This is a genomic window from Sphingopyxis sp. (genome assembly GCF_016793825.1).
Classification (GTDB): Bacteria; Pseudomonadota; Alphaproteobacteria; order Sphingomonadales; family Sphingomonadaceae; genus Sphingopyxis.
This window is the reverse complement of the sequence record NZ_JAEULM010000027.1, coordinates 39,519-62,481: the sequence shown is the minus strand read 5'-3', so window position 1 is coordinate 62,481 and position 22,963 is coordinate 39,519. Positions and strand designations below refer to the sequence as shown.

Genomic DNA, 22,963 nt, shown 5'->3' with positions numbered 1-22,963 from the left:
CCGCGTCGCCTGCCTGGGGCTGGCCTTCAAGCCGAATATCGACGACTTCCGCGAAAGCCCCGCGGTCGAGGTCGCTGCCGCGCTCGCGCGCCGCTTCGGCAAGCAGATCCAGATCGTGGAGCCCTATGCGCGCGGCCTGCCGATGGAATTTGCCGGAACCGGCGCCCAACTGATCGACCTCGACAGCGCGCTCGCCGCCTGCGAGCTGCTCATCGTCCTTGTCGACCATGACCTGTTCAAGTCGATCCCGCTCGAAGAGCGCGGCGACAAGATCGTCTATGACACGCGCGGATTGTGGCTCGACCAGCCGAACGGCGGCAATGGCAATCGTTTGCACAGAGCGGCTTGACGCTCTCTGCTTGACGCTCCCCTGGTCTGCCCGCATTTTGGGCCGATGCTGACCCGCCTCGAAACGATCGTCGTCGAAAAACCGTGGGGCCGCACTGATATCCCCTCGGATTTCGGGGATTTCGGTGGCCGCCGCATCGGCGAAATCTGGTTTTCCCATCCAGCCGGCGATGACGCGCCGATCATGATCAAATTCCTCTTCACGTCCGAGCGGCTGTCGATCCAGGTCCATCCCGACGATACCGCCGCCCGAGCGGCCGGCTACCCTCGCGGCAAAGAGGAATGCTGGCTGATCCTCGATGCCCAACCGGGCGCCGAGCTCGGCATCGGACTCAATCGCCGGAGCAGCCGGGAGGAACTCCACAACGCCGCGCTCGATGGCTCGATCGTCGACATGATCGACTGGCGCCAGTCAAAAGTCGGCGATTTCGTCTGCAACCGCGCAGGAACGATCCACGCGATCGGTCCCGGCCTGACCGTCGTCGAGGTACAGCAGAATGTCGACTGCACCTACCGCCTCTATGATTATGGCCGCCCGCGCGAACTGCATCTTGATGCGGGGCTGAAGGTCGCGAACCCCGGCCCGGTCCATGACGAGCGCGATACGGAGGTGGATGCTCACGCCAACCGCATGCTCATGAACGGCCCGCATTTCCATCTCGCTCATCTCGCCGCGCCGATCGATCCGACGCTGCTCGAACAGGCGGCGGGCGAACTGACCTTCGTCCCGCTCTCAAGCGGTTGCCGCGTCGCGGGGGAAATCGTAGCGCTCGGCGAGGCGGTGCTACTGACCGATCCCACGACGATCGCAATCGATGAAGGCGGCCGAGCGCTCCTCACCTGGCCCGCCTGACACGATATCCTGGCCCCAACGAGAGCTGGGATCTCGTGGGCGCATGAAGTTGACAGGTGAGATCCCGACCGTCGCCGGGATGACGGAGTGGTCTTGCAGGCGACGGACCCCTCTCCCATATCGCCCCGCATGACCAATCCCCATGCGCACAGTGCCGCGCCCTGGCACGGAACCACCATCCTTTCCGCCCGCAGCGCCGACAAGGTCGTCATCATCGGCGACGGCCAGGTATCGATGGGCCAGACGGTGATGAAGCCTAATGCGAAGAAGGTTCGCCGCCTTCACGACGGCAGCGTCATCGGTGGCTTCGCGGGCGCGACCGCCGACGCCTTCACCCTGTTCGAACGCCTTGAGGCAAAGCTCGAACGCCACAATGGCCAGCTTCTTCGCGCCGCGGTCGAACTCGCCAAAGACTGGCGCACCGACAAATTTCTGCGAAATCTGGAAGCGATGATGATCGTTGCCGACAAGGAGGTGACGCTGGTCATCACCGGCAACGGCGATGTGCTCGAACCCAAGGGCGGGATCGCTGCGATCGGATCGGGCGGCAACTTCGCCCTGTCGGCCGCCCGCGCGCTCGCCGACTATGAAAAGGACCCCGAGGTGCTGGCGCGCAAGGCGATGGAGGTCGCGGCCGACATCTGCGTCTACACCAACGACCAGTTCACCCAAGAAACCATCGAAATCCGGAACTAAGAATGAACAAGGACCTCACGCCCAAGGCGATCGTCGCCGCGCTCGACACGCATATCATCGGCCAGAATGCCGCCAAGCGCGCCGTCGCCGTTGCACTCCGTAACCGCTGGCGTCGCCAGCAGCTTTCGCCTGACCTTCGCGACGAGGTCAGCCCCAAGAATATCCTGATGATCGGCCCGACGGGGTGCGGCAAGACGGAGATTTCGCGCCGCCTCGCCAAGCTCGCAGACGCCCCCTTCATCAAGGTCGAGGCCACGAAGTTCACGGAGGTCGGCTATGTCGGCCGCGATGTCGAACAGATTGCGCGCGACCTGGTCGAGGAAGCGGTGCGACTTGAAAAGGAACGCCGCCGCGAGGCGGTGCGCGCCGCCGCCGAGGATGCCGCGATGGAACGGCTGCTCGACGCGCTCACCGGCAAGGGCGCCAGCGAGGCAACGCGCCAGAGCTTTCGCCAACGGATCCGCGAGGGTCATCTGGACGATAGCGAAGTCGAGGTCGAAGTCGCCGACGCCCCGGGCATGCCATTCGAACTGCCCGGCCAGCCGGGGCAGATGAGCATGATTAATCTGTCCGACATGCTCGGCAAGGCGATGGGCGGTGCGCCAAAGAAACGCCGCAAGCTCAAGGTGATCGAAGCCGCGACGCGGTTGATCGAGGAGGAACAGGACAAGCGGCTCGACCAGGACGACGTCGCGCGCGTCGCGCTCGCCGATGCCGAGGCCAATGGCATCGTCTTCCTCGACGAGATCGACAAGATCGCGGTCAGCGACGTGCGCGGCGGCTCGGTGAGCCGCGAGGGCGTGCAACGCGACCTGCTGCCGCTGATCGAAGGCACGACGGTCGCAACCAAATATGGTCCGATGAAGACCGATCATATCCTCTTTATCGCATCGGGCGCCTTCCACGTCGCAAAACCCAGTGACCTGCTCCCCGAACTGCAGGGCCGCCTGCCGATCCGTGTCGAACTCGGCGCGCTGAGCGAAGAGGATTTCGTCCGCATCCTCAGCGAAACCAAGGCGGGGTTGCCCGAACAATATGCCGCACTGCTCGGAACCGAGGGCGTGACATTGAGTTTCACGCCTGACGCGATCGCGCGTGTCGCGCGGCTCGCGGCAGAAGTAAATGAAAAGATAGAGAATATTGGTGCACGTCGTCTGCAAACGATCATGGAGCGGCTGGTCGAAGAGATCAGCTTCACCGCCGAAGATGCCGGCGGCACCACGCTCGATATCGATGCCACCTATGTCGACAAGCAGCTCGCGGATGTGGTCGGCGACACCGATCTCAGCAAATATATCCTCTGACCCATAGCGCCCGGCTCTAGCGGTTTCCTGCCATACCCTTGCCAGTCGTCGCGGACTTGGCCGGCGGTCCACGGCTCCCATGCCGTCATGGATCCCGGATCAAGTCCGGGATGACGAGGCGGCGAAACAGGGGCGCGCCGCCGCCGCGGAGCGCGCCGGGCCTGAAGGCTTTCCAACAATCCCGAATCCGCTTCTTTTCGGCCGGCCGTTTACCGAACTTCATTTGACTTTCGCGCGTCGTCAATGCGATGAACGGCGCCAAGCGGTCGATACGGGTTGCAAAAGACCGATGCGGAGACAGTAATGGCAGATGAGGAGACCACCCCCATGCAGGGTGAGTTGGCGATTACGCGCACCGGCGACAAGCTGCGCCTGGCGCGCGAAACCGCAGGCCTGTCGCTCGCCGACGTGGCGACTCGCACGCGCATTACCCAAAGGCACCTCGAAGCCATTGAGAATTCGGACTTCTCCGGATTGCCGGGCCGCACCTATGTCACCGGATTCGCCCGCGCTTATGCACGCGCGGTCGGCCTGCCCGAGGTCGAAGTCGGCGCGGCCGTGCGCCGCGAACTCGAAGAAGACGAATATGGCGCGCGCCCGGCGTATGAGGCGTACGAGCCCACCGACCCCGCACGCCTGCCAACCGCGCGCCTGACCTGGACGCTGGTCATCGTCGCGCTGGTTCTGGTGTCCGCTTATGGCGTCTGGCGTTTCCTGTCGGTGGAGCCCGACGAGGCGCTGATCGCCGCGCAGAACCAGGCAGCCGAGGCATCGGAAGCGCCCGAGGCCGCGACGCCGGCAACCAAGACGGGCTCCGCGGGCACGGCAGGCGCCGTCGCGGCCAACGCGCCGGTCGTGCTGACGGGCATTTCGGAAGTCTGGATCGGCTTCGACGACGCCCAGGGAAAAACCGAGAATTGGCGCACGCTCGATCCGGGCGAAACCTATCAGGTCCCCCCCGCCTATATCGAACAGTTCACGCTGCGCACCAGCATTCCCCAGGCGTTGAAGGTCACCGTGGGCGGCCGCGACGTCGGCGCGATCGGCCCCGCCGACACGCTCGTCAAAGGCGTCTCATTGAAACCCGCCGACCTGATTGCGCGCGCCGAAGGCAGCGCGGGCACCGCTCCGACCACAACGCCCGCTGCGCCCAAAACCGAGCGCTGACCGCCCGCATCCCGACGACCGGACGCGGCGATACGCCGAAATGAATTTGCGCATCCGCCGTTTGCGGCGTTATGAGGGCACCGGGATGATAGTTAATCTGGGGGCCGATCGGCACATGATGAAAAGACTGATGTTTCTGGGCGCAGCGACGACCGTCATCGCGATGACGGTTCCCGCGACACAGGCGCAGGATGCCGCGGTCACCAAGCGCGTGGATCGTCTGGAAAAGGAAATGCGCGCCGTTCAGCGGCAGGTCTTCCCCGGCGGCGCACCCGCTTTTTTCGAAGGCGAGATCGCACCCGACAGCACGCCCGGTGATGGGCCCCGGGCATCGACACCCGTCGCCGACCTGACGGCGCGCGTCGATGCACTCGAAACCCAGCTCCAGACGCTGACCGGCCAGACCGAACAGAACGCTTTCCAGCTACGCGAGCTCGAAAAGCAGTTTACTGCCTACAAGGCCGAGATGGAAAAGCGCCTCGCGCCGCCGACGGCCGGACCCGATGCTGTGGCGACGCCCGCGAGCCTGCCTGTCGCGACCACGCCCAAACCTGCCCCGACGCCTGCCCCGACCACGGCATCGGCGACGCCGACGAAGAAGCCGACAGCACCCGCCGCCGCCCCGGGCAAACCCGACGCGGCGCGCCTTGCGCTCGTCAAGAAGGTGGAAATCCCCTCGTCGGGGAACGAAACCAAGGACGCCTATGATTATGGCTACCGCTTGTGGGAAGCGAAGCTCTATCCCGAGGCTCAGGCCCAGTTGAAGCAGGTCGTCACCAAATGGCCTACCAGCAGCCAGGCGAGCTTCGCGCAGAATCTGCTCGGCCGCGCCTATCTCGACGAAGGCAAGCCCAGCCTTGCTGCGGTTGCGTTCTACAACAATTACAAGGATCGTCCGAGCGGCGCGCGAGCGCCGCATAGCCTGATGTACATGGGGGTCGCGCTCGACAAACTCGGGCGCAAAGCCGACGCTTGCAAGGCCTTCCGCGAACTCGAAGAAGTCTATGGGGACAAGGCCCCGCAGGATGTCCGCACCGATGCTGCCGCCGCAAAAGCAAAAGCAGGCTGTTGATACCGACGCCGTCGGGCGGTTAGGGCGCGACCTCGCCGCGCTCGCCGGGCCCGGCTGGCACCGGCTTCACTATGGCGTCGCCGTATCGGGCGGTCCCGACAGCATGGCCTTGCTGTGGCTGATGGCTTCGTTGCTGCCGGGGCAGGTCCGCGCGGCAACGGTCGATCATGGCCTGCGCCGTGGTTCCGACGACGAGGCACGAATGGTCGCGGGCTTTTGCGGACGCGAAATGATCCCGCACCGGACGCTTTGCCCGCCGACGCCGATCACCGGATCGCAACAGGCGGCGGCGCGCGCCGAGCGATACCGGCTTCTTGAGGAATGGCGCCAAAGCGACGAATTGTCGTATATCCTGACCGCACATCACGCCGACGATCAGCTCGAAACGATCGTGATGCGCCTCAATCGGTCGAGCGGCGTCGGCGGCCTCGCCGCGATTCGGGCGACCAACGGCGTCATCCTTCGGCCGCTGCTCCACTGGCGCCGCGCCGATCTGGTACGCCTCGCGCTCGATGAGGATCTACCCTTCGTCGATGACCCTTCGAACAGCGACAGCCGGTTCGACCGCGCGCGCCTTCGTCGCGGCCTTCAATCGCAGACCGTCCTCGACGCAGAGGCCGCGGCGCGCTCTGCGGCCTGGCTCGCCGAGGCGGACGAGGCGATCGACTGGGCGGTCGAGCGGCTGATCGCATCCTGGCCGGATGCCTCCGACATCGCCGTGATCCGTGACGATGCCTATCCACCCGAGATTTTCCGGCGGGTGGTCACCCAGCGACTCCGCGCCAACGACAGCCAGCTCCGGGTGCGCGGCGCCTCGCTCGATGGCGTCATCGCGGCGATGAAAAGCGGGCGCCGCGCGATGGTCGGCGCCCTCCTGATCGATGCCGTTCCCGGTCTGGCACGCACGATCTGGCGCATTTCCGCCGCGCCGCGCCGAAAAGCGGGAAAATAGGGCCTTTTGGCTCATTGTCATTTAACCCAATTATCCTACATTATCGGGATTGAGCGCGATATGCGCGCGTTTTGGAAAGATTCCGATGCAGGATGACAAGGAACCGCAGGGCAATCCCTGGATGAAGAGCGTGATGATCTGGAGCGGCATCTTGCTTGCCATGCTCCTCGTCGCCTCGGTGTTCGGCGGCGCTTCGCAGCCTACCGGCAATTCCCTTGCCTATTCCGAGTTCCGGCAAAAGGTTCAGGAGGGCGCCGTCAAGGACGTCGTTCTTTCGGAAGATCGCGTGACCGGCACATTGTCGAACGGCGACCGCTTCTCCGCCAACGTCGTGCGCGACCCCGAACTGCTCAAGATGCTCAACGACAATGGCGTCAAATATGACGGCAAGGCCGTCGAAACCGGCAATGTCTGGATGTATCTGCTGATTCAGTCGCTTCCCTTCCTGCTGATCCTCGGCATCGCCTTCTTCGTCTTCCGGCAGGTGCAGAAGAACAATGGCTCCGGCGCGATGGGCTTTGGCAAGTCGCGCGCCAAGATGCTCACCGAAAAGCAAGGTCGCGTTACCTTCGACGACGTCGCAGGCATCGATGAAGCGCGCGAGGAACTGGAAGAAATCGTCGAGTTCCTGAAGGATCCCAGCAAATTCTCCAAACTTGGTGGCCAGATTCCGAAGGGCGCGCTGCTCGTCGGCTCGCCGGGCACCGGCAAGACGCTGCTCGCCCGCGCCATCGCGGGTGAGGCGGGCGTGCCCTTTTTCACCATTTCGGGTTCGGACTTCGTCGAAATGTTCGTCGGCGTCGGCGCCTCGCGCGTCCGTGACATGTTCGAACAAGCCAAGCGCAATGCGCCGTGCATCGTCTTCATCGACGAAATCGACGCGGTCGGCCGCCATCGCGGCGCCGGGCTGGGCAATGGCAATGACGAGCGCGAACAGACGCTGAACCAGCTTCTCGTCGAAATGGACGGGTTCGAGGCGAACGAAGGGATCATCATCGTCGCGGCGACCAACCGCCCCGACGTGCTGGACCCTGCACTCCTCCGTCCCGGCCGCTTCGACCGCCAGGTCGTCGTGCCGCGGCCCGACATCGAGGGCCGCCAGAAGATCCTCGAGGTCCACACGCGCAAGAAACCGCTCGCGCCCGACGTCGATCTGCGCCGCGTCGCGCGCGGGACACCGGGTTTCTCGGGCGCCGATCTGGCCAATCTTTGCAACGAGGCAGCCCTGCTCGCCGCGCGCAAAGGCAAGCGCCTGATCGCCAATGGCGAGTTCGAAGAAGCGAAGGACAAGGTCATGATGGGCGCCGAGCGCCGGTCGATGGTCATGACCGAGGACGAGAAGAAGGCGACCGCCTACCACGAAGCCGGCCACGCCCTTGTCTCGCTCCACGTCGAACACAACGATCCATTGCACAAGGTGACGATCATCCCGCGCGGTCGGGCGCTGGGCGTGACCTGGAATCTGCCCGAACGCGATCGCTATTCGCAGAATATGAAGCAGATGAAGGCACGCCTCGCGCTCTGTTTCGGCGGTCGCATCGCCGAACAGCTTATCTATGGCAAGGACGAGCTCAACACCGGCGCGTCGAACGATATTCAGCAGGCGACCGACATGGCCCGCGCCATGGTCATGGAATATGGCATGTCCGAAAAGCTCGGCTGGCTGCGCTATCGCGACAATCAGGATGAGGTATTCCTCGGTCACAGCGTATCGCGCGCGCAAAATATGTCCGAAGAGACCGCCAAGCTGATCGACGCAGAAGTTCGCCGCCTTGTCGAGGAAGGCGAGAATGTCGCGCGCAAGGTGCTCACCGACAACCTCGACGAACTGCATCTGCTCGCCGCCGCACTGCTGGAATATGAAACGCTGTCCGGCGAGGAGGCGAAGCGCGCGATCAAGGGCGAGGATATCGGCCGCGATAACGATCGGGACAAGTCGGGGACGCCGGTTTCCGGCCACGCCGGCGGCCTGCCGCAGATCAAACGCAAACCGCGTCCCTTCAACGATGCGAATCCGCAGGGCGTCTGATTCAGAGCCTGTTCATTGATTTGGAACGATTCCGGTTCGTATGACCAAAAGGGAAATACGAACCGGATCGGCTCTCGCCGCGCTTGGTGCGGGCGTTCTGCTTTGCGGCATGGCGCCGGGCGACATGAACATCGCAGCCTTTCTTCAACGCGCAGGGTCGATCGAGCGATTGGGTCCGCTCGCGATCGCGACCCCCGAAGCGCAGGTGCTGAAAGGCGAAGTGGTCGCAGCGGGCAAACGCTACAAGGCGCGGATCGACGCCGACCGCAAGGCCGGACGCAAAACGACAAGCTGTCCGCCCGAGAACGGCACGCTCACGCCGGACCAATGGCTCGCGCACCTGCGCAGCTATCCCGCCGCATCCCGCAAATCGATTTCCGTCTATTCGGCATTCGACGGGCTGATGCGGAAGCGCTATCCCTGCCCGGCCTGACGCGACGCAAATCAAGGAGTAGGCGATGAGAAGCAAGATTTGCGGCCCGGCATTGCTGGCGGTTGCGCTGATTATCGGCGCCCAATCCGCTGCCGCGCAGAACGACGGGACGCTGACGTCGAAGATCGAACTCGAAAAGCTGACGCCCGGAGCCAATGGGCGACCTCCCGCGGCGAGCTATACCGCCCCCGATGTCGTCGTTCCGGGAGATCGCATCCGCGTAACGCTCAGCTTCACGAACCACGGCGACGCCCCGGCCGCCGGCGTCAACATCGTCAACCCGATCCCGGAAGACCTGGTGTTCGACGGGACCGACGACACGAGCGATTTCACCGTCTCTGCCGATGGCGGCAAGAGTTTCGGCGCGCTGGCGGACCTGACCGTCCCTGTTGCAGGCGCAACGCCCCGGGCAGCGACCACCGCCGACGTCACGCATGTGCGTTGGCTCTGGACCGACGCCGTTGCACCCGGCAGCACTCGATCTGTAGCCTTTTTCGGCAAAGTAAAGTGACGCAAGCCGGGGTCCCGCAGCGATGACGATCTATTGTGACGAATCGGGTGGACTCAACGCCGGGGCGATGACTTTTGCCGCGGCGATGATTTCGCCCGAAGCCGCCGCCGCAGTCCATGCGCGCTTTCGGGCCGTGACGGGCCTGCGCGGCGAGCTCAAGGGAAGCCGGATCAGCCTGACCGAGCGCGCCTATCTATTCGAACTGTTCGATCGGGCGGGCGGCCGCGCTTGGGTCGCCGTTGCGAAGCGGGAAAGGCTCACGCTTCCGCCGGATGGGAAGCCGGCCAGCGATCTGGCGCTCTATGCGGCTTTGCTCGATCTGGCAGTTGGCAGTTGGCTTCCTGAAACTGGCGGCGTGTGCACCGATGTCGTTATCGACGATGGACGCTACGATCCTGTGGTCCTTGGCCATGTCCGCGAGACGATCCAAGCCGGGCTGGCCGGCTGGGGCCGGGCTTCGCTGGCCGACAGCCGTCGTTCCGACGGCGTACAGATCGCCGACGTCATCGCAAACAGCCTGTTCAATATCACCGTCGGCTCGCCGCGCGCGCGCCGGATCGGGGTGATCGTCGAACCACTGATCGCCTCGCGCGCCCTCCGCATCGCCGAACTGACGCGGCTTCCCTGACACAAAAGGGCCGCGGTTTCCCGCGGCCCCCTGGTGATCGAATGCAGGCGACTTATTCGAAGTCGCTGCCGCCGCCGGCCGGGCTGCGCGGCGGGGCCGCAGCGGTCAGGCGAAGCGCTTCGGCCGAACGCGCGATCGAGCTGATTTCGTCCGGCGTATCGTCATCATCGACGACAACCTTCTGCAGCGAGCCGACGAGCGCGTCCTTGAGATCGGTCGGACGAACCGTCTGCTCAGCGATTTCGCGAAGCGCCACGACGGGATTCTTGTCGCGGTCGCGATCGATGGTCAGCTCCGAACCACCCGAAATTTCGCGAGCGCGGTGGGCCGAGACCAGAACCAGGTCGAAGCGGTTGGGAACTTTGTCGACACAATCTTCGACGGTAACGCGGGCCATGTTGTTTCCTTAGCGATAGGAGAGGCCAGCCGGAGGCATGGCGGCAAGCGCTGCGCGCTAGCAGTGGGGCACCCGGATGTCAATCAAACCCATGCCCTTGCAGCCGCTGCGGCGCTCGGCCTATGAGCGGTGGATGACCGACGCCGCCCACCCCGCGAGCAACGTGGAGCCCCTCAAGGCCGACGTCGGGGATCACCGGTTCGAACTGATCTTCAACGGTGCCGAACGGCTCGACAGGCTGCTTGCGCTGATCGGCGGGGCAATCCGCAGCGTCGATATGGTCATGTATATTTTCGAGCATGATGGCGCCGGCAAGAGCATCCTCGATGCCATGATCGGCGCGGCCCGGCGCGGCGTGCGCGTGCGAGCGGTGATCGACAGTTTCGGATCGGGCGACATCTCCGACAACATCTTCACGCCCCTGCGCGACGCGGGCGGAACGGTCATCTTCTTCTCGCGTCGCTGGCGGTCCAGCTATCTCGTCCGCAACCACCAGAAACTGTTGCTGATCGACGGCGAACATGCCGTGACCGGCGGCTTCAACATCGCCGATCCCTATCTCAGCGACCGGCGCGCACATTGCTGGTTCGATCTCGGCATCATCGTCCGCGGGCCCACGGTCGCGCGCATGATGGAATGGTTCGAGGCGATTTACGACTATACCGTCCACAACGACGGCAAGCTGCTCGTCCTGCGGCGGCTGATCCGCGAATGGCCCGTCGATAGCGGCCCGGTGTCGTGGCTGGTCGGCGGCCCCACGCAGCGCCTGTCGCCCTGGGCGCGAGCAGTTCGCGGCGACCTGGAAGGCGCGCGCCAGCTTGATATGGCGATGGCGTATTTCTCGCCGGGCCAGGGCATGCTGCGCCGCCTGGGCCGGGTTGCGCGGCGGGGTCGGGCGCGCTTCGTGATGGCGGCCAAATCGGACAATCCGGCCACCATCGGCGCATCGCGGCTGCTCTATGGCTATCTGCTGCGACAGAAAGCGGCGATATGGGAATATCAGCCGTGCCGGCTGCACATGAAGCTGATCGTCATTGATGATGTCGTCCATGTCGGCACCGCCAATTTCGACATGCGCAGCCTGTTCGTGAATGTCGAGGCGATGCTGCGCATCGAGGACGCAGGTTTCGCCCGGCAGATGCGGGACTTTCTCGACAGGTTGAAACCCGATTGCGAGGTCATGACGACCGAAAGTCACAAGGCGCGCGCGGGCTGGCTGACGCGGCTGCGCTGGACGCTGTCATGGTTCGTTGTCACGGTCGCGGATTACACCGTATCGCGCCGCCTGAACTTCGGCCTCGCCGAGACCGATCCCGATCTGGAGGATTAGTCCTTCCACCCCCAGAAGAGGAAGCACGGCGGGACGTTCACCCATTCGAATGCATTATCGATCCGCTGAAAATGCGCGGCGAGGAAATCGCGGGCGCGGGCGCGGAACTGATAGACGAGGAACGCGCCGCCCGGGCGCAGGACGCGGTGCGTCGCGGCGGCAATGGCGGGCCCGACGCCTACCGGAAGCGTCGAGAAGGGCAGGCCCGACAGCACATAATCGGCGTGCTCGAAACCATGGGCGCGAACGATCTCTTCGACATCCGCAGCCGAGCCGTGAACCGCGATGAAACGACTGTCGCGGATGTCCTTCCGCAGATAGTCGATGAAATCGGGATTGGTATCGATCGCGATCAGCGTCGCGTCGCCCGCCAGATTTTCGAGAACCGGACGACAGAAGGTGCCGACGCCGGGGCCATATTCGACAAAGAGTTTCGTATTCTTCCAGTCGACCGGACGCAGCATGTGCCGGATCAGCGTCGGCGACGACGGAACGATCGATCCCACCATGACCGGATGCTTGATGAATCCGCGAACGAACATCCCCCACGGACCGAAAAAGCGTTTCAGCCTATCGCGAACCCGGTGGGGCCACGCGATCTTCGATTGGGCCTGCGCCCGCGGATTGGTCATGATGGCTTTCGCATTGTTGGGGTTCGAAAGTGCGTGGCAAAATCGGGGCGTTTGCGCAAGGAAAGAGTCTGTCTTGACTCTGGACAGCGAGGCACCCGCGTGTAGGGAGGCGCTACGCTGGCGGCTCGCAACTGTGGAATTCGGGGGGAGATAGATGGCGACGACTTCGCATTCGATTCCCGCCGACCGGATGGCTGTTCTTTTCGCCATCATGCTGGTCGCGGCAGCCGGCAACACCGCGATGCAGTCCATCCTGCCAGCGATCGGCGCCAAGCTGCATATTCCCGACGTATGGGTCAGCCTGGCGTTCAGCTGGTCGGCACTGCTCTGGGTCCTGACCGCGCCGCACTGGGCTCGGCAATCCGACAAGCGCGGTCGAAAAGTGCTGATGGCGCTTGGCGTCATCGGCTTTCTCTCGTCGATGGCGCTTTGTGGCCTGACGCTCTGGGCGGGACTTGAGGGGCTGATCGGCGCCGGGCTGACCTTCATCGTTTTCGCCATATTCCGCAGTCTCTACGGTGGGCTCGGATCGGCTTCCCCGCCAGCGGTGCAGGCCTATGTCGCGTCGCGCACGGACCCCGAGTATCGCACGCAGGCGCTATCGCTTGTGTCCTCGTCTTTTGGCCTTGGAACCGTCATCGGCCCTGCGATCGCGCCTTTTTTCATTCTGCCCTTCGTCGGGCTTGCGGGTCCCCTGCTGGTCTTTGCGCTGATCGGCCTCGTCGTCCTGATCATGCTGCGGTGGCGCCTGCCGAACGACACACCGCGCTTCGCCGCACGCGGCGCGATCGCCCCCTACCCGCTGTCGGCCGGCCCGGCCGAACCCGCCGGCGAGGACGAGGAGGAAGCCGACATACCCGGTCAGGAACCGTTGAGCTGGCGCGACACGCGGGTGCGCCCCTGGCTCCTGGCCGGCTTTATCGGCGGACAGGCCCAGGCCATGATGCTCGGCGTCATCGGGTTCCTGATCCTCGACCGGTTACACCTGCGCCTGCGGCCCGATGAAGGCGCCGCCATGACAGGCATCGTCCTGATGGGTGGCGCCTTTGCGACGCTGCTCGCTCAATGGGGGTTGATTCCGCTGCTGAAGCTGACCCCGCGACCGACGGTCCTCGCCGGTGCGGTTCTGGCGGTTCTCGGGATATTGATGACTGGCCTCGCACAGGATCTGCACGCGATCGTGATCGGATTTGCGTTAGGTTCGCTCGGTTTCGGCCTCTTCCGCCCCGGCTTTACCGCCGGCGCCTCGCTCTCGGTCACCCGCCGTGACCAGGGCGCAGTCGCCGGCATGACGGCATCGATCAACGGTTCAGCCTACATCATATCCCCCGCGATCGGCGTGCTGCTCTACAATTGGCACCCGATGGTCGCCTATGGTCTGATGGCGGGCTTTTGCATCTGGCTGGTCGCGTGGGGCTGGTCCGCTCTGCAACAGGACCAGCCCGCAACCTAGGGTCAGGACCCTAGGCAGCTGGTTCGTCCGGATGCTTCTGCTCGCGAACGGGCTTCAGCGTTCCGGGAGCGAAGAAGCCGATGGGATTGACGCTCATCGCCTGTTGCTTGATCTCTCCCTGGATCTTTTCATAGTCCTTCTCCATCGCCTCGGTGACCGAGGCCCGCGTATCGTTCAGCGCGGCATCGAAATCCTCTCGTGTCACCGTATCGCTGGCGATCGACCGCTTGAGCGCAGCCAGACCCGCCCGCCGCGTCAGGTCTTCCAGATCGGCACCTGTGAAGCGGTCGGTCTTTTCCGCCAACACGGCAAGGTCGACGTCCTTCGCCAGCGGCATCTTGGCAGTCTGAATTTCCAGGATGCGCTGACGGCCGCCCTTGTCGGGCACCGACACATAGATGAGTTCATCGAGCCGACCGGGGCGGAGCAGCGCGGGATCGATCAGGTTCGGACGATTGGTTGCGCCGATCACGACCACCGACTGCATTTCCTCGATCCCGTCCATCTCCGCGAGGATCGTGTTGACAACGCGCTCGGTCACCTGCGGCTCTCCCGACGTCCCGCTGCCGCGCGCGGGCACCAGGCTGTCGAGTTCGTCGATGAAGATGATCGTCGGCGCAACGGCGCGCGCGCGCGCGAACAGCCGGGTAATCTGCTGCTCGCTCTCGCCATACCATTTCGACAACAGGTCCGACGACTTGATCGAAATGAAATTGGCGTCGGATTCGCGGGCAGCCGCCTTCGCGAGCAAGGTCTTGCCGGTTCCCGGCGGGCCATAAAGCAGAAAGCCCTTGGCAGGACGGATACCGAGCCGGCGGAACGCCTCGGGATTCTTGAGCGGTAGCTCGATCCCTTCGATCAGCTTGTCGCGCGCGGCGTCGAGACCGCCGATGTCGCTCCATCGTGTCTTCGGTGCCTGCACCATCACTTCACGCATCGCCGACGGCTGGACGCGCTTCAGCGCATTGTTGAAGTCTTCGCGCGTGACGCGCAACTCGTCGAGAACATCCGGCGGGATCGTCCCTTCCTCGAGGTTCAGTTTGGGCATGATGCGCCGCACCGCCTCGATCGCGGCTTCGCGGGTCAGCGCCGCCATGTCGGCCCCAACGAAGCCGAAGGTTGTGCGCGCCAGTTCGGCAAGATCGACGTCCTCGGCCAGCGGCATGCCGCGCGTATGAATGCCGAGGATTTCCCGGCGACCGCTTTCGTCGGGGACTCCGATCACGATCTCTCGGTCGAACCGGCCGGGACGACGGAGCGCCTCGTCGATCGCGTCGGGTCGGTTCGTCGCGGCGATAACGACCAGATTGGTTCGCGGCTCGAGCCCGTCCATCAGGGTGAGGAGCTGTGCGACAAGGCGCTTTTCCGCTTCGCCCTGCACCTGCCCGCGCTTGGGCGCAATCGAATCGATTTCATCGATGAACAGGATCGACGGCGCCGCCTTCGCCGCTTGCTCGAACACGTCGCGCAGCCGCTTTTCGGATTCGCCATAGGCGCTGCCCATGATCTCCGGACCGTTGATCAGGAAGAACTGCGCATCGCTTTCGTTGGCGACCGCGCGCGCGAGGCGCGTCTTGCCCGTTCCCGGCGGCCCATGGAGCAGCACGCCGCGCGGCGGATCGACGCCGAGCCGTTGAAACAGTTCAGGATAGCGGAGCGGCAGCTCGACCATTTCGCGAAGCTGGTTGATCGTATCGCCAAGCCCGCCAAGATCGTCATAGGTCACATCGGTGCGCCGCGCGTCCTGTGGTTCCTGATATTCAGGAAGCAATTCGACTTCGGTATTCTCGTCGATGAAGACGACGCCCTTCGGGCTCGCAGAGACGACAAGCAGGCGAACCTCGGCCAGCGCATAGGCCGGCGCGTTGAGCATCTGCCGCAGTTGCGGCGGCATATCGCCCGAGGGCAACCGCTGCTGCCCCGCCGTCGCGACCGTGTCGCCGGCCACGAGGGGACGACCGAAAAAGCTGCGCTTCAGCGCCATCGCCGAGCCCTGAAGGCGAAGATTCTCCTGCGCCGGCGCAAACACGACGCGCGTCGCGGCCCGCGTTTCGACGCGGCTCAGCGCCACCATGTCGCCGGCACCGGCGCCTGCGTTGGCGCGCTGCAGGCCGTCGAGGCGAATAACCTCGAGCCCCTCATCTTCGGCATAAGGGGCGACGACGCGCGACGCCGTCTGGCGCTTGCCGCTTATCTGCACGATGTCGCCCTCGGTCACGCCGAGTTCGGCCATCGCCGAGCGCGGAATGCGCGCGATACCGCCGCCGCTTTCTTCGGCGCGGGCATTGGCCACCTGCAGTTTGACCGTTTTTTCCTTTACCGCCGCATCGGCCAAGATGTTTCTCCCGCAAAAAGGTCAGAATGCGGAAGATAGGACGCTCGTTCCCGATTTTCGAGAGTTAAGGTTCCGATGACGGTCGTACGGGCCAAAGAAACGCCTTATACCGCACTGCACAAATTATCTGGCATGTCGGCAAGCCCCATGCCATCATCCTGCCCCAGACGATCATGGCACGCCTTCCTCCCCTCAGCAGCATGGAGGCCTTTCTCGAGGTCGCCCGCCACGGCACCGTCAAGGCGGCCGCGAGCGAGCTTGGCCTGTCGATGCCGGCGCTGTCGCGGCGTATCCAGACGCTGGAGCATGCAGTTGGCCGACCGTTGTTCAACCGCCATCATCACGGGCTGAAGCTGACCGAAGCGGGGCGCGAACTGCAGGATCACCTGGCGCCGATCCTCGACGAACTGCGCGGCGTGTTGGGCCGCGTCGGCAGCCCCGACGCCTCGCTGCGGCTTCACCTCAACGTGCTGCCGCTGTTCGCGCAGCAACGGCTCTTTCCGCGGCTGCCCGAACTGCGGCGTCAGCACTCCGAACTCCACATCGATATCGACACGATGTCGCATGCCGAAGCGCGGCTTGGCGAAGGGATCGACGCCGCGATCGCGCTCGCGCGGTCGATCGACCCGGCGCTCTACGCCGCGCGGCTCGACCAGGACAAGGTATTCCCGATCGCCTCGAAAAGCCTGAAGGACAGCGGGAGACCGATCACGGTGCCCGAACAGCTCCAACGGCTCACGATCCTCGTCCACCGCGAAATGCCCGAAACCTTCACCGAGTGGAAAAAGGCGATCGGCATGCCGTATCTCGAACCCGCGGGCGTCGATTTTTTTGATTCAGGTCCGCTGATGCTGGAAGCGGCGGCACAGGGAATCGGCGTCGCCTTCATGCACGGCCATCACTTCGACGATGCGCACGACCCCCGCCTCATTCGCCTGTTCGATTTCGACGTCGACAGCCCGTACAGCTATTGGTTCGTGTGCCGCCCGCGGGCGCTGAGGCAGCCCGCAGTGAAACTGTTCCACGACTGGCTGCTCGCCGCCCGGATCTAGGGGCAGGACCCTGCCGCCACATCAATCGGACGATAGCGATCCGGTGCGAATGCTCGTCGCGATATCCCAGACCGCAATGAACATCGCAGCAACGACCGGCCCGATGACGATGCCGTGGAAGCCAAAAAGCTGTAAGCCGCCTAACGTGACGATCAACACGACATAATCGGGAATCCGGGTCTCGCGCCCGACCAGGATTGGGCGAAGGACGTTGTCGACCATTCCGATGACAAACAGGCCGCAGAAGACGAGCACAAGCCCCTGCCAGATCGATCCGGTGACGAGCAGATAGAGCGCCATCGGCACCCAGACCAAGCCCGTGCCTACCGCCGGCAACAGCGAAGCCGCCCCCATCAGGACACCCCACAGCAGCGCCGCCTCGATGCCCAGCGCCCACAATATGATGCCGCCAATCAACCCCTGCAGGATCGCAACAACGATGCTGCCCTTGATCGTGGCCCGGACGACAACGATGAAACGGTCTATCAGAAGTTGCAGATGCTCGCCACGCAGTGGCACCGCTGCGCGAATACGCTGCTGCAGGCCTTCGCCGTCGCGGATCAGGAAGAAGGCGAGGTAGAGCATGACCATCAGCTTGATGAGCAGCCCGAACAGGCTCTGCCCAATCGACAGGGCCTGCTCCAGGATCGCGCGAATTCCGGCAGCAGCGGTGCCGCCGAACGTCGTCTTGGCGGCCGCGATGTCACCGACGCCAAGGCGATCGAGCCAGAGGCCGAGCCAGTCCGGCATACCCGACTGGAAACCGGTCCAGATACCGACCGGATCGATCTCACCCGACTGGATACGCTGATAGACGGCGGCGGCTTCGTTCATCAGCGCCACCCCTAGAATAGCCGCCGGCAGAATGACCATTCCCACGATCAGCAACAGCGTCAGCAACGCCGCGCCATTCCGGCGCTTCGGCATATGGCCAAGCAGGCGGCGATAGACGGGCTCGAACAGGATCGCGACAATCACGGCCCAAAGGATTGCGGCAAAGAACGGCAACAGGATCGCAGCAAAGGCGATCGAAACGGCGATCAACAGCACCAGGAACGTCCAGCGATCGCTCGTCCCCGGATTCTGGCTTCCCCTGCCGCCACCACCTGCCGCCATTGCATCCCCCATCACACGCCGACAAAGGCGTGCAGGTCGGTTCTAACCGCGCAGCCAAGGCCCGGTAAAGCTTTGAATCGCGTATGGAGGAATGGTGCTGCTGGACAGGATTGAACTGTCGACCTCGTCATTACCAATGACGCGCTCTACCACTGAGCTACAGCAGCAACCGAAGCGCCCGCAAACACCTGTTCGCAAAGCAGGCGCGGCCTATGACCGGGCGCTCCTCGCCTGTCAAGATGCGAGGCTTGACGACCCGGCGATTTCACCGCATCGCGCCGCTGTGAGCAAGCTGCCCTCCTCCGCCGACATCGAACGCGAACGCCGCCTGGCCGAAGCGCTGCGAGCCAATCTGCGCAAACGCAAGGCAAAGGCGCGCGAAGCGAAAAGCGAAAGTCAGCCTAAAGACTGACGATCACTGTCACGTCGTCGCCTTCGGTCAATCCTTCCGCCTTGCGCACCGCGGCCTTGACCGGAAGCAACCAACCGCCGCTTTCCTTGTGGGGAAAGACGGACGTGTTCCAGTTCGTATCGCCGATCGACGCCCGCACTCTCGCCGAGCCGAACCCCTTGCGACCATCCAGCCATTGCCCGCCGATTGCAGCCATCCGGATTCCGTCGGCGGCCTCGCCCGCGATCGTGACGAAGAACCAGGCGGCCGGCGCCGTTGCCGACTGCCAGCGCCAGAGCGGCGTCGTGACCGTGAACTCCTCCATCGGCGCCTATTTCGCGGCGACCGGACGGATCGGCACGGGGATATTGCAGATGTCTGCACCGCCGGCGGGCTTGATGAAGAAGGGATCGCGACGGTTGGCGCGCGCATCTGCATACCGCGCGAAGCTGTCGCTTTCGGTCGACAGATACTCGAACTTGGGTTGATCAGCGACAGGAAGATCGCTGGCGAGCCGAATCGAGGAAATCTGCACACGCTCACCTTCGCTTTCATAAAAGCCCAGCGCTCCGGTCCCGCGCGGCAGGCTCGACAGATGTTCGATTCCGCTGATCACGCGGCCGACGACCGCTATGTTGCGGTCAAGGTGTCTCGGAGCGTGGCCGATCACGGTATAAAGTTCCGCCCCCGATCCGGTGTCAGGCGACATGTTGCGGCCGACGCCAACGGCGCCATAGCAATGAAGTGGCCATCTGGGCTCGAGCACTTTGCGATCATCGAGACCGATTGGCCAACCCGATTCAAATGCCACCGCAGGTGCGTAAGCATCGGTTCCCGGATTAAAGCCCGCATCGAATATGCTCGTACGGCTCGATTTTTCCCGTCGGGCCAGCAGCCGGTCTGCGGCACTCTTGGACAGTCGCGTCACCACATTACCATTCACGACCGTTTCATAGCTGTCACTGTCCGTAACGACGTATGCACTTTCCGGCACCACCGCCAACCCCTCCGGCAGCGCCTTCTTCTCAGTCGCATCGCCCCATTGTGCGACATAATTGTCCTGCACGCGGTTGACGCTCGTCCCGTCCCACCAGTGCGCGGCGGCGAGCTTGCGGATATTGCCGATCCAGCCCTGGCTGAACGGCGAGGGCATCAACTGGATGACAACGCGACGCGGCTTGCCCTTCACGTCGGGCACGAGGTCCATGACGAGCATATCGGACGGCGCGATCGCGATCCAGTCGCCCGCAGGGGCCGCGGCGGCGATTTCGCCAGGCGACGGGATCGGCGCCGGCTCGTCAGCGTAGGCGGGGAGTACAAGCGAAGCTGCAGCCGCAGCAACAAGCAGATATTTCATGCCGCCTGTCTGCCACGCCCATCCGACTTGCGAAAGCCCCGCCAAGCGATTAGGGCGCGCGTTCCAAGCATGCGGAGCGGTGGCCGAGTGGTCGAAGGCGCTCGCCTGGAAAGTGAGTATACGTCAAAAGCGTATCGAGGGTTCGAATCCCTCCCGCTCCGCCACCTTCGCCGAAGACATGCGCCGATTCCGTCGACACGGCGGACAGAACTTTGAACGCGGAGAGGAACGTTCGGCCTCCGCGCTTTTACGCCGCCATCAGCACGTTGCGATAGACCGCTTCCTCGAACGCCTGTCCTGCCCCCATCGCGACACAGATGAGCGCATTGTCGGCGACGCGGACCGGCAGGCCGGTCGCCGCGGCGATCGCGCGGTCCATGCGGGCGAGCAGCGCGCCGCCGCCGGTCAGTGTGATGCCTTCCTCGATGATGTCGGCCGAAAGCTCGGGCGCTGTCTGTTCGAGCGCGGCGCGAACCGCGCTGATGATCTGCGATACCGGCTCCTGCAGTGCCTCGGCGATTTCCGCCTCGGTGACGCTGACTTCAGAGGGCCGGCCGTTTACCAGATCGCGGCCCTTTACCGCCATGACGCGGCCGTCGCCCTCGGGCGGGATGGCGCAACCGATCGCCAGCTTGACGCGCTCGGCCGTCATTTCGCCGATCATCATATTATGCTTTCGCCGGATGTGCGACGCGATCATGTCGTCCATCTTGTCGCCGCCGACGCGCGTGGAATTGCTGTAGGCGATGCCGCCGAGTGACAGCACCGCGACCTCGGTCGTGCCGCCGCCGACGTCGACGACCATCGCCCCGCGCGGTTCGGTCACGGGAAGGCCGGCACCGATCGCAGCGGCGAGCGGCTCCTCCAGCAACTGGACGCTTGCCGCCCCCGCATTCGACGCGGCATCGCGGATGGCGCGCCGTTCGACGATGGTCGAGGCCGACGGCACACAGACGACGACATTGCTGCGCCGCCGCAGCACGCTGGCCCCGCCGAGCGCCTTGGCGATGAAATGCTTGATCATCTGTTCGGCAACCTCGATGTCGGCGATGACGCCGTCGCGCAGGGGCCGGAGCGCCTCGATATTCGAGGGAGTCTTGCCCATCATCAATTTTGCGTCATTGCCGACGACCTTGACCGAACGGACCCCATTGCGGGTTTCGAGCGCGATTACCGAGGGTTCGTTGAGCACGATGCCCTGGCCCCGGACATAGATGACCGTGTTGACGGTCCCGAGGTCGATCGCGATGTCGTGAGCGCTGGCGGAGGCAAATCGGTGGAATATGTTCATGAGCGAGGGCGGCACCTTGAAGAAGCGGCGCCAAAGACTGCGGCCCCGCCCCCGGTTCCCCCGCCCTCTCCGGCTGATAGGCCGGACATGTGCAACGCCGGGTGGCGCGTCACGCGGCTTGGGTCAGCCCGTTGGATTCGCGCGTCCGCCCGAGCGTCAGGCAAAATGCAATTTGCGATACTTGCCGCGGAAATAGAGCAAGGGGTCGCGGCGCGGCTCGAAGATCGCCTTCAGGACGTGCCCGACGAGGATGAAATGATCGCCCCCTTCGTGCACGGCCTCGCGGGCGCACTCGAAACTGGAAAGCGATCCGGTCAGCACCGGCGTCCCATATTCGCCGATCTCCCACGGCGTCGCGGCAAATCGGTCTTCGCTCTTGCCCGCAAAGCGGTTCGACGTCGGCTGCTGCCCGATCTGGAGAACATTGACCGCAAAGCGATCCGCCTCGCGCAGAAAAGGGGCGCTGCTCGCATTGTTCGCGATACAGACGAGCAGTTGCGGCGGGTCGAGCGAAACCGAGGTAAAACTGTTCGCGGTCAGGCCGACTGGTGTTCCGTCAGGGGAAATGGCGGTCACCACCGTGACGCCGGTCGCGAAGCAGCCGAGCGCATCGCGGAACGTGCGCGCGTCGGAGCCCTCGCGATATTCAGGCGAACCACGCGGCGCGCGGCGTTCCAGAAAGTCGATGAGATAACCGCCAAGCGCGTCGATTCGGTCTTCGCGGACGACGAGCGCAGTGTCTTCGACCTCCGCAAACTCCCCGTCGGGCAGGCGCGCCACGAAAGCCGTGGCGTCGTCGCGCGAAACGATCTCGCTCACCGCGCCCCTCACATAAAGCGTCGGAAGCGCGATCTTCGCCGCCGCCTCGCCCATACGAGCGGCCATCGCGGATGCGTCCAGCGCGCCGATCAGCCGGGTGTCCCATGGTACCTGCCCCGGTGCCAGCCCTGCGATATCGCGCAGCCGCTCGCCGATCCGCCCGGACGCTATCGGATCGACGTCGACGGGAACATCGATGAGCACGAGCCCCGAGGCGAGCATCGCGGCATCCTGTTCAAGCGCCGCGGCCGCGATCCAGCCGCCGAGAGTCGAGGCGACGACGACCGGCCGCGTGCCCAACTGGGCCAGGATCGCACGGAGGTCTCCGACGAAAGCTTCGGGGTCATACCGTCCGTCGTCGGGCCATTCGCTGCCGCCGTGACCGCGCAGGTCCAGGCTGATGACGCGCCGTCCCGCGAGTTCGAGCGCTTCGGCCACGTTGCCCCAGACGGCGCGCGTCTGTCCAGCCCCATGGACGAGCAGGACCGCAGGGTCGTCTTCCGACCCGGTGACCTCCGCTTCGAGCCGGACGCCGGCAAAGCCCCGAAACTCCATCAGGCTCATCGCGCGCCTCCGGCAGCGCCCCATCGGCCGCAGCGGCTGCCCGAAATGCCGCGAGCGCACTGGTTCATCACCATCGAAATCCGCATGTCGCCTTCTTTCATCCGCATCCCGGCGCTCGCCCCGGGAACGTTCCTGCTGCGCCATAGGGGCATTCGGCGCAAGCTCGCAACATAGCGGCGATGTGCGAAAACGGAACTTGCCCTGCCGGTAGCAAAAGCAACAGCCGGACGATG

At 64.3% G+C, this 22,963-nt stretch carries 23 protein-coding genes and 2 tRNA genes; 16 read left to right on the top strand and 9 right to left on the bottom strand.

Annotation, left to right across the window (positions count from 1 at the left end; all coding sequences use genetic code 11):
* The 11 genes from JNM03_RS08555 to JNM03_RS08505 all read left to right on the top strand — a co-directional run.
* The coding region (locus JNM03_RS08555) for a UDP binding domain-containing protein (protein ID WP_294036035.1) at positions 1–349 on the top strand (349 nt) is incomplete at its 5' end.
* Between the two features lie 45 nt (positions 350–394).
* Positions 395–1,201, top strand: a complete 807-nt coding sequence (locus JNM03_RS08550; RefSeq protein ID WP_294036034.1) for a class I mannose-6-phosphate isomerase — start codon at positions 395–397, stop codon at positions 1,199–1,201.
* 129 nt (positions 1,202–1,330) lie between these two features.
* On the top strand, positions 1,331–1,897 hold the full coding sequence (gene hslV / locus JNM03_RS08545) for an ATP-dependent protease subunit HslV (protein WP_294036033.1): 567 nt from the start codon (positions 1,331–1,333) through the stop codon (positions 1,895–1,897).
* A 2-nt stretch (positions 1,898–1,899) separates the two neighbouring features.
* Positions 1,900–3,201, top strand: coding sequence for an ATP-dependent protease ATPase subunit HslU (gene hslU / locus JNM03_RS08540; RefSeq protein WP_294036032.1), 1,302 nt, complete (start codon positions 1,900–1,902; stop codon positions 3,199–3,201).
* A 303-nt stretch (positions 3,202–3,504) separates the two neighbouring features.
* Positions 3,505–4,368, top strand: coding sequence for a helix-turn-helix domain-containing protein (locus tag JNM03_RS08535; protein ID WP_294036031.1), 864 nt, complete (start codon positions 3,505–3,507; stop codon positions 4,366–4,368).
* A gap of 85 nt (positions 4,369–4,453) precedes the next feature.
* A complete protein-coding gene (locus JNM03_RS08530) occupies positions 4,454–5,440 on the top strand; it encodes a tetratricopeptide repeat protein (RefSeq protein ID WP_294036030.1) in 987 nt (328 codons plus the stop codon).
* Entirely contained in the window at positions 5,394–6,392 is a 999-nt protein-coding gene (gene tilS / locus JNM03_RS08525) for a tRNA lysidine(34) synthetase TilS (protein WP_294036029.1), read from the top strand. The genes JNM03_RS08530 and tilS overlap by 47 nt, the downstream gene beginning before the upstream one ends.
* 85 nt (positions 6,393–6,477) lie before the next feature.
* Positions 6,478–8,421, top strand: coding sequence for an ATP-dependent zinc metalloprotease FtsH (gene ftsH / locus JNM03_RS08520; RefSeq protein ID WP_294036028.1), 1,944 nt, complete (start codon positions 6,478–6,480; stop codon positions 8,419–8,421).
* 40 nt (positions 8,422–8,461) lie between these two features.
* Positions 8,462–8,854 carry a hypothetical protein gene (locus JNM03_RS08515; RefSeq protein ID WP_294036027.1) on the top strand — a complete coding sequence of 131 codons (393 nt, stop codon included), beginning with the start codon at positions 8,462–8,464 and terminating at the stop codon, positions 8,852–8,854.
* A gap of 25 nt (positions 8,855–8,879) precedes the next feature.
* A complete protein-coding gene (locus JNM03_RS08510) occupies positions 8,880–9,365 on the top strand; it encodes a hypothetical protein (RefSeq protein ID WP_294036026.1) in 486 nt (161 codons plus the stop codon).
* A 22-nt stretch (positions 9,366–9,387) separates the two neighbouring features.
* Entirely contained in the window at positions 9,388–9,993 is a 606-nt protein-coding gene (locus JNM03_RS08505; protein WP_294036025.1) for a DUF3800 domain-containing protein, read from the top strand.
* Between the two features lie 52 nt (positions 9,994–10,045).
* Here JNM03_RS08505 and rpoZ read toward each other — a convergent pair whose 3' ends face one another.
* On the bottom strand, positions 10,046–10,390 hold the full coding sequence (gene rpoZ / locus JNM03_RS08500) for a DNA-directed RNA polymerase subunit omega (protein ID WP_294036024.1): 345 nt from the start codon (positions 10,388–10,390) through the stop codon (positions 10,046–10,048).
* A gap of 76 nt (positions 10,391–10,466) precedes the next feature.
* On the opposite strand from rpoZ, the gene JNM03_RS08495 reads away from it, so the two are divergent.
* The gene (locus JNM03_RS08495) at positions 10,467–11,720 is read left to right on the top strand and encodes a phosphatidylserine/phosphatidylglycerophosphate/cardiolipin synthase family protein (protein WP_294036023.1); all 1,254 of its coding nucleotides are present in this window, start codon (positions 10,467–10,469) and stop codon (positions 11,718–11,720) included.
* On the opposite strand, the gene JNM03_RS08490 is transcribed toward JNM03_RS08495, so the two are convergent.
* Complete coding sequence (locus JNM03_RS08490) at positions 11,717–12,352, bottom strand: methyltransferase domain-containing protein (RefSeq protein ID WP_294036022.1); 636 nt, start codon at positions 12,350–12,352, stop codon at positions 11,717–11,719. The two genes, JNM03_RS08495 and JNM03_RS08490, sit on opposite strands and share 4 nt — an antisense overlap.
* Positions 12,353–12,506: 154 nt before the next feature.
* Here JNM03_RS08490 and JNM03_RS08485 point away from each other — a divergent pair, with 154 nt between their 5' ends.
* The gene (locus tag JNM03_RS08485) at positions 12,507–13,805 is read left to right on the top strand and encodes an MFS transporter (protein WP_294036021.1); all 1,299 of its coding nucleotides are present in this window, start codon (positions 12,507–12,509) and stop codon (positions 13,803–13,805) included.
* 10 nt (positions 13,806–13,815) lie between these two features.
* Here the strand turns inward: JNM03_RS08485 and JNM03_RS08480 are convergent, their stop codons facing one another.
* A complete protein-coding gene (locus tag JNM03_RS08480; protein ID WP_294036020.1) occupies positions 13,816–16,140 on the bottom strand; it encodes a CDC48 family AAA ATPase in 2,325 nt (774 codons plus the stop codon).
* A gap of 173 nt (positions 16,141–16,313) precedes the next feature.
* Between JNM03_RS08480 and JNM03_RS08475 the strand changes: the two genes are divergently transcribed.
* Positions 16,314–17,192: a LysR substrate-binding domain-containing protein gene (locus JNM03_RS08475; protein WP_294036019.1), complete on the top strand. Its 879-nt coding sequence runs from the start codon at positions 16,314–16,316 to the stop codon at positions 17,190–17,192.
* A 21-nt stretch (positions 17,193–17,213) separates the two neighbouring features.
* Here JNM03_RS08475 and JNM03_RS08470 read toward each other — a convergent pair whose 3' ends face one another.
* Positions 17,214–18,308, bottom strand: coding sequence for an AI-2E family transporter (locus JNM03_RS08470; protein WP_294036018.1), 1,095 nt, complete (start codon positions 18,306–18,308; stop codon positions 17,214–17,216).
* Between the two features lie 92 nt (positions 18,309–18,400).
* Positions 18,401–18,475: transfer RNA gene (locus tag JNM03_RS08465), tRNA-Thr, on the bottom strand.
* Here JNM03_RS08465 and JNM03_RS08460 point away from each other — a divergent pair.
* Positions 18,445–18,720 carry a hypothetical protein gene (locus tag JNM03_RS08460; protein ID WP_294036017.1) on the top strand — a complete coding sequence of 92 codons (276 nt, stop codon included), beginning with the start codon at positions 18,445–18,447 and terminating at the stop codon, positions 18,718–18,720. The genes JNM03_RS08465 and JNM03_RS08460 overlap by 31 nt on opposite strands.
* Here the strand turns inward: JNM03_RS08460 and JNM03_RS08455 are convergent.
* Both JNM03_RS08455 and JNM03_RS08450 read right to left on the bottom strand, forming a co-directional pair.
* Positions 18,710–19,024, bottom strand: coding sequence for a DUF1905 domain-containing protein (locus tag JNM03_RS08455; protein WP_294036016.1), 315 nt, complete (start codon positions 19,022–19,024; stop codon positions 18,710–18,712). The genes JNM03_RS08460 and JNM03_RS08455 overlap by 11 nt on opposite strands.
* A gap of 6 nt (positions 19,025–19,030) precedes the next feature.
* Positions 19,031–20,056: a peptidylprolyl isomerase gene (locus JNM03_RS08450; protein WP_294036015.1), complete on the bottom strand. Its 1,026-nt coding sequence runs from the start codon at positions 20,054–20,056 to the stop codon at positions 19,031–19,033.
* Positions 20,057–20,129: 73 nt separating this feature from the next.
* On the opposite strand from JNM03_RS08450, the gene JNM03_RS08445 reads away from it, so the two are divergent.
* A tRNA-Ser gene (locus JNM03_RS08445) sits at positions 20,130–20,220 on the top strand.
* An 83-nt stretch (positions 20,221–20,303) separates the two neighbouring features.
* On the opposite strand, the gene JNM03_RS08440 is transcribed toward JNM03_RS08445, so the two are convergent.
* The gene (locus JNM03_RS08440) at positions 20,304–21,347 is read right to left on the bottom strand and encodes a rod shape-determining protein (RefSeq protein WP_294036014.1); all 1,044 of its coding nucleotides are present in this window, start codon (positions 21,345–21,347) and stop codon (positions 20,304–20,306) included.
* 156 nt (positions 21,348–21,503) lie between these two features.
* A complete protein-coding gene (locus JNM03_RS08435) occupies positions 21,504–22,730 on the bottom strand; it encodes an alpha/beta fold hydrolase (RefSeq protein ID WP_294036013.1) in 1,227 nt (408 codons plus the stop codon).
* Positions 22,731–22,963 lie beyond the last annotated feature (233 nt).